At 77.3% G+C, this 2,528-nt stretch carries 2 protein-coding genes and 1 pseudogene; all 3 read left to right on the top strand.

The window, feature by feature from the left end; translation table 11 throughout:
* Positions 1–267, top strand: a pseudogene (locus DKT68_RS00955) (hypothetical protein); the annotation flags it as partial.
* Between the two features lies 1 nt (position 268).
* Positions 269–1,975 carry a murein biosynthesis integral membrane protein MurJ gene (gene murJ / locus DKT68_RS00950; RefSeq protein ID WP_109815547.1) on the top strand — a complete coding sequence of 569 codons (1,707 nt, stop codon included), beginning with the start codon at positions 269–271 and terminating at the stop codon, positions 1,973–1,975.
* Between the two features lie 29 nt (positions 1,976–2,004).
* Positions 2,005–2,528 (top strand): glycosyltransferase (locus DKT68_RS00945; protein WP_201748844.1); only part of this gene is annotated, 524 nt, incomplete at its 3' end.

Genomic DNA, 2,528 nt, shown 5'->3' with positions numbered 1-2,528 from the left:
GAGCACCGCGCCGAGGGCGTTCGCGCCGCCGGCCTGCTCCGCGACGACCTGGCCGAGGAGGTGATGCTCGGCGACAGCGGCGCGAACGCCCTCGGCGCGGTGCTCGGCGTCGCGCTCGCCGCCCGGACCGGCCCGCTCGGCCGCGCCGGGGTGCTCGCCGTGCTCGCCGGCCTGACCGCCGCCAGCGAGAAGGTCAGCTTCACCTCCGTTATCCAGCGGACCCCGGGGCTGCGGGAGCTCGACGCACTGGGCCGGCGCGCCGACTGACGTGACCAGACCGGCACCCCTCGCCGGCGCCGGCCGGCTGGCCGGGGCAGCCGCGCTCATCGCCGTCCTCACCGTGCTCAGCCGGCTCGCCGGCTTCGGCCGTACCGCCGTGTTCACCTGGAGCCTGGCGCCCACCGACCTCGGCGGCGCCTACGTCGTGGCCAACGCGGTGCCGAACGTCATCTTCGAGATCGTCGCCGGGGGAGCGCTGGCCAGTCTGGTCGTACCGCTGCTGGCCGGCGCCGTCGCGGCGGGCGACCGGACGGCGGTGGCCCGGACGACCGGCGCGCTGCTGACCTGGACGTTGGCGCTGCTGGTGCCGCTCGCGCTGCTCGTGGTGGTCGCCGCGGGCCCGGTGGTCGGGCTCCTCGGCGACGGGCTGACCGCCGCGCAGCAGCAGAGCGGGACCCGGATGCTGCGGGTCTTCGCGCCGCAACTGCCGCTGTACGGCATCGGCATCGTGCTCACCGGCGTGCTCCAGGCGCACCGCCGGTTCGCCTGGCCGGTGCTCGCCCCGCTGCTGTCCAGCCTCACCGTCATCGTCGTCTACCTGGGGTTCACCGCGACCCAGGGCCGGCTCGCCACGGTCGGCGGCGTGAGCCCCGGCGGTGAGCTGCTGCTCTCGGCCGGCACCACCCTCGGCGTGGTGATGCTGTCGCTGTCGCTGCTGATCCCGGTCCGGCGGCTGCGCCTCGGGCTGCGGCCCGGGTTCGGGTTCCCGGCGGACGCGCGGGCCCGCGTCGGCGGGCTGGCCGTGGCGGGTGCGGTCACCGTCACCGCGCAGCAGATCGCGCTGGTCGTCAGCCTCCACCAGATCACCTACGGCGCGCAGACCAACCCCGGCGTGTACAACCTGGCGCAGACCGTCTACCTGCTGCCGTGGGCGGTGCTGGCGGTGCCGCTGGCCATCGCCGCCTATCCGACGCTGGCCGCGGCCCGGGCCGCCGGGGACGAGGACACCTACCGGGGGACACTCGCCCCGGCGGTGCGCGGCGTGCTGCTGTTCAGCTGTCTCGGCGCGGCCGCGTTGGTCGGCACCGCGGGCCCGGTCGGGCAGTTCTTCTTCAACGACGCGTCCACCGCGTCGACCGCCACCGCCGCGATCATCGGGTTCGCCCCGGGCCTGCTCGGCTACGGCCTGTTCGCGGTGCTCACCCGGGCGCTCTACGCCCGGGGGGAGACCCGGGCGGCGACCGTCGCCACGGCGGTCGGCTGGCTGGTGGTTCCCGGCGCCGTCCTGCTGTTCGGGGCGCTGCTGCCGCTGCGGGACCGGGTGCTCGCGGTGACGTCCGCCAACTCGGTGGGCATGGTGGTGCTCGGTGCGCTGCTGGTCGGGGCGGTGCTGCGCAGCGCCGGCCGTCCGGCGTTGGCCGGCGCCGCCCGAGCCGGGGGCGCCGGCGCGCTGGCCGGAGTGCTCGCCGCGCTCGCAGGGCTGGGCCTCAGCCGGTGGCTCGACACGCCGGGTGACGGCACCCCGACGATGGCGGCGGCACTCGGTCAGGGCATGCTGTCCGGGGTTCTGGTCGGGGTCGTGTTCCTCGCCGTGGTCTGGTTCGTCGACCGGCGGGACGTACGGCCACTGCTCGCCGGGGTGCTGCGGCGCCTGGGCCGGGCGGGCCGGCGGGGATCGCGGGACGGGGCCGGCACGCCGGCGCCGGGCGCGGTCCCGCCGGAGCAGGACGACGGGAAGGAGGCGGTGTCTCGGTGAGCGCGAGGAGTGAGCCGGTCCAGCCCAGCCTGCCCGCCGGCTGGTCGGGCAGTGTCGCGCTGTTGCTCGCCTCCAGCACCGGCGGGGTCGGCCAACATGTTCGCTCGGTGGCGCGCGGGCTCGTCGCGGGGGGCGCCAGCGTCCTGGTCTGCGGTCCGGCGGCGACGCAGGAGCAGTTCGACTTCGTTGGGGTCGGCGCGCGCTTCCAGCCGGTGGAGATCCCGGCCAGCCCGACCCCGGCGGACGCTCGCGCCGTGCTCGCCCTGCGGCGGGTGCTCGCCGCCGCCCGGGTCGACGTGGTGCACGCGCACGGCCTGCGTGCGGGGCTGGTCGCCGTGCTGGCCCGTCCTGCCGTCCCGCTGGTCGTCACGTGGCACAACGCGGTGCTCGCCGACGGGCTGCGCGGCGGGATGTCCCGGCTCGCCGAGCGGGTGGTGGCCCGGGGTGCCCGGGTGGCCCTCGCCGCCTCCTCGGATCTGGTGCGCCGGGCTGCCGCGCTGGGCGCCACCGACGCCCGGCTCGCCCCGGTCGCCGCGCCGGCGCTGCCCGTGCC

The organism is Micromonospora acroterricola (assembly GCF_003172955.1).
Taxonomy (GTDB): Bacteria; Actinomycetota; Actinomycetes; order Mycobacteriales; family Micromonosporaceae; genus Micromonospora; species Micromonospora acroterricola.
Note: the sequence above shows the minus strand (reverse complement) of the source record. Positions and strands in the feature narration are given on the sequence as shown.